At 68.3% G+C, this 3,409-nt stretch carries 4 protein-coding genes; 2 read left to right on the forward strand and 2 right to left on the reverse strand.

Annotated elements, in window-relative coordinates:
• Positions 1–639, reverse strand: a 639-nt coding sequence (locus tag VGT00_21340) for an MFS transporter (GenBank protein HEV8533975.1), incomplete at its 3' end; no start/stop codon positions are given.
• A gap of 19 nt (positions 640–658) precedes the next feature.
• Positions 659–1,594: a zinc-binding dehydrogenase gene (locus VGT00_21345; GenBank protein HEV8533976.1), complete on the reverse strand. Its 936-nt coding sequence runs from the start codon at positions 1,592–1,594 to the stop codon at positions 659–661.
• A gap of 153 nt (positions 1,595–1,747) precedes the next feature.
• On the opposite strand from VGT00_21345, the gene VGT00_21350 reads away from it, so the two are divergent.
• Both VGT00_21350 and VGT00_21355 read left to right on the forward strand, forming a co-directional pair.
• On the forward strand, positions 1,748–2,527 hold the full coding sequence (locus VGT00_21350) for a glucose 1-dehydrogenase (GenBank protein ID HEV8533977.1): 780 nt from the start codon (positions 1,748–1,750) through the stop codon (positions 2,525–2,527).
• A gap of 306 nt (positions 2,528–2,833) precedes the next feature.
• Positions 2,834–3,409: TIGR03619 family F420-dependent LLM class oxidoreductase (locus VGT00_21355; GenBank protein HEV8533978.1), on the forward strand; the 576-nt coding region annotated here is incomplete at its 3' end.

The raw sequence follows: 3,409 nt of genomic DNA on the forward strand, positions 1-3,409 counted from the left end.
GAGCACGTGCTGGCCACGGCCGGCGGGAGACGTGCCGCGGAGGCGCAGGCGACTGTACAGCGCCAGCGCGGTATAGGAGGCAAGAGCCGCCAGCCCGAAGCCAATGGCGCCGCCGAAGGCCGCGATGAGGACGCCCGTGATGGAGGGGCCGATCATGCGACCGGCCTGCCACGGGATGGAGCCGAGGGCGATGGCGTTCGCCAGCCGATCGCGCTCGACGAGCTGCGGCACGAGCGCCATGCGGCTCGGCTCGTCGAATGCTCGGAAGGTATTGCTCAATGCCGCGAGGGCCAGCAGGTGCTCGAGCCGGACCAGGCCCGACATCGTCAGCACGAAGGCAATGGTCAGGGTCCCCGCGGTCAGGATCTGCGTCACGATCAGCATGCGCAGCCGATTGATGCGATCGGCCAGGACGCCGCCGAAGAGCTGGAAGAGGACCAGTGGGACTCCCTGGGCGAGGCCGAGATATCCCAGTGACAGCGGATCCCGGCTCACCTCCCACGTCATCCAGGCGAAGGTCATGTATTCCGCCCGGTGGCCGAGTACGTAGAAGACGAGCCCGAGCCAGTAGAAGCGGTAGTTTCGCCCCTTCAGGGCAGAGAACGTTGACGGCCTGGCGGCATGCGCGGAAGCGGGCAAGGAGCTGTCGGGCTCTCGATCACTCCAGAGTCAGCACGGCCTTGCCGGGGAAGCGCCGGGCCATCAGATCCTGCGCGACCTGAGCGATCTCGCTCCACGGCCGCTCCAGGCTCACGTGCGGAGCGAGCTGGCCGGCCGCCACGAGGTCGGCGAGACGGCGGAGGCCGACCGAGGCGGGCTCGTTCCCGAGCTCGGTGAAGAGATAGAAGCCGTAAAGCGTCGCGCGGCCGGTGACGAAGAACGCTCGCGTGTCGAAGGTGACCTCGGCCGAGGCGGACACGCCCAGGGTGACGCAGACGCCGCCACGCTCGAGGGCGGCCAGGGCGGTGCCGAGAGTCCGGCCGCCCACGGACTCGATGATGACGTCGTACTTGGGCGAAGGCGGGATCTCATCGCCCACCAACACCTCGTGGGCCCCGAGCTGGCGCAGGGCGGGCGTCTGATCGGCGCGCCGGGCGCTCGCCGTCACGTGCGCGCCGCCGAGCCGCGCGAGCTGCACCGCGAAGTCCCCGACCCCACCCGTGGCCCCCGTGACGAGCACGCGCCGTCCGAGGGCCAGACCACCCTTGGCGAGGGCGTGAAGCGCGGTGAGGCCGGCCACGGGAAAGGTGGCGGCCTGTGAGAACGTCACCTTGTCGGGCAGCGTGGCGAGAGCGTGAGTCGGGACGGCTACCCGCTCCGCCCAGGCTCCTTCAGGAAGGAACCCGACGACCCGCGCCCCCACGCGTGGGCCAGAGCCGTCGGCGGCGGCGCGCTCGACCTCACCGGCCAGATCCCAGCCCGGGCGCCAGCCGGCCGCCGCCATGGTCGAGCGCCTCACCTCGCCGCGATTGAGCGAGATGGCTCGGACACGCACCACCGCTTCGCTTCGATCGGGGACGGGATCCGCTACCTCGCGGATGACGAGTCGGCCGGGCGCTTCGGGATCGACGACGACGGCACGATTGGCGGCCATGGGATACCTCCGATGTGAGTTCGGGTTAGGGCAGAAGAGTACAGGCGCGCGGGCCGAGAGGCAATCCGCACGCTTGCCACCTGAGGTATCCTTGGGCCTCGCAGCCGACGTCGGCGCACCTGGCCAGGCGGAAACACGAGGAGACCACACGACATGACTCTCGATGATCGCGTCGCCATCGTCACCGGAGCGGGAAACGGCATCGGCAAGGCGACCGCGCTGGCCCTGGCTCAGGCCGGCGCCCACGTTGCCGCCGTGGATGTCGACGCGGGCGCCGCCAAGGCCGCCGCCGACGCCGTGGCGGCGCTCGGACGCCGGAGCCTGGCCCTCGACACGGACGTCGGAGATCTCGCCAGCATCGATCAGATGGTCCAGCACGTGGCGGCCACCTTCGGTCGCATCGACATCCTCGTGAACAATGCCGGGATCACCCGGCGCGCCTACATCATGGATCTCACCGAGGCGGATTGGGACCGCATCATGCGCGTCAACGCCAAGGGCGTGTTCTTCTGCCTGCAGCGGGTAGCGCGCGAGATGATTCCCCGGCGCAGCGGCGTGATCGTGAACATCGCCTCGATCGCCGGCAAGGGGTTCGCGGGCACCTCCAACGCCATCTACGCGGCCAGCAAGGGCAGCGTGATCTCCCTCACCCGCACCGCCGCCCAGCAGCTCGCCCGCCACAACATCAACGTCAACGCCGTGTGCCCCGGCACCACGGTCACCGCGCTGTCGGAGGCGAACGTGGTCACCCGCGCGCGCGAGGAAGGGATCTCCGTCGAGGACATGACCCGCCGCCGCAATGCCGCCATCCCCCTCGGCCGTCCCAATGACCCCGAGGACGTGGCCGCCCTCGCTGTCTTCCTGGCCTCACCGGGCGCGCGAAACATCACCGGCCAGTCGTTCAACGTCGACGGCGGCATCATCTTTGACTAACAGGTATTAGCCAGGATTATCCGTGCACGTGTGTTCTGGTCACATGCTCCCCCTCATTTACTCAGCCCTCGCCTCAGGGCTTCGCCCTTCAGCTCGAACTGCGGCCCTCTCTCCTCCGGGGGCGAGGGATTCAAAAGAGTCTGGCCTCGGGGAAACCCGCATCACCGCGTCCTCTGCTCCGAGGGCAAATTTTTTAGATCCCTCTCCCCCATCGGGGGAGAGGGCAGGGTGAGGGGGCAGACTCCTCTTCATGAATGCTCGGCAACTTACTTGCCGCTTTTCTAAGGCCATAAAGGAGGACTCATCATGAACGTCGGAATCTCCGTGCCCCTGCCCGCCTACCTCGTGGATGTCGGCGCCATGGCCAGAAAGGCCGAAGAGCTCGGCTTCGAGTCGTTCTGGTGCGCCGAGCACCCGTTCATTCCCGTGCAATCGCAGAGCCGCTTCCCCGGCTCCGAGGACGGGGTCATTCCCGAGACCTACTCCCACTTCATCGACCCCTTCGTGGCCCTGGCGCGCGCCTCGGGCACCACGAGCCGCATCAAGCTCGGGACGGGCATCGTCCTCGTTCCCGAGCGGCATCCGCTCCTCCTGGCCAAGGAGATCTCGACCCTCGACCTCTTCAGCGGCGGGCGCTTCCTCTTCGGCATCGGGGCGGGCTGGCTGCGCGAGGAGACGCAGATCATGGGCGGCGATTTCGACCATCGCTGGTCGCAGACGCGGGAGTCGATCCTGGCCATGAAGGAGCTGTGGACGAAGCGCGAGGCGGAGTTCCACGGCAAGTACTACGACTTCCCGCCCGTCCGCTCGTATCCGAAGCCCGCGCAGAAGCCGCACCCGCCCGTGCTCCTGGGCGGCGGCGCCAAGAACGTGCTCCAGCGC

The organism is Candidatus Methylomirabilota bacterium (assembly GCA_036002485.1).
Taxonomy (GTDB): Bacteria; Methylomirabilota; Methylomirabilia; order Rokubacteriales; family CSP1-6; genus AR37.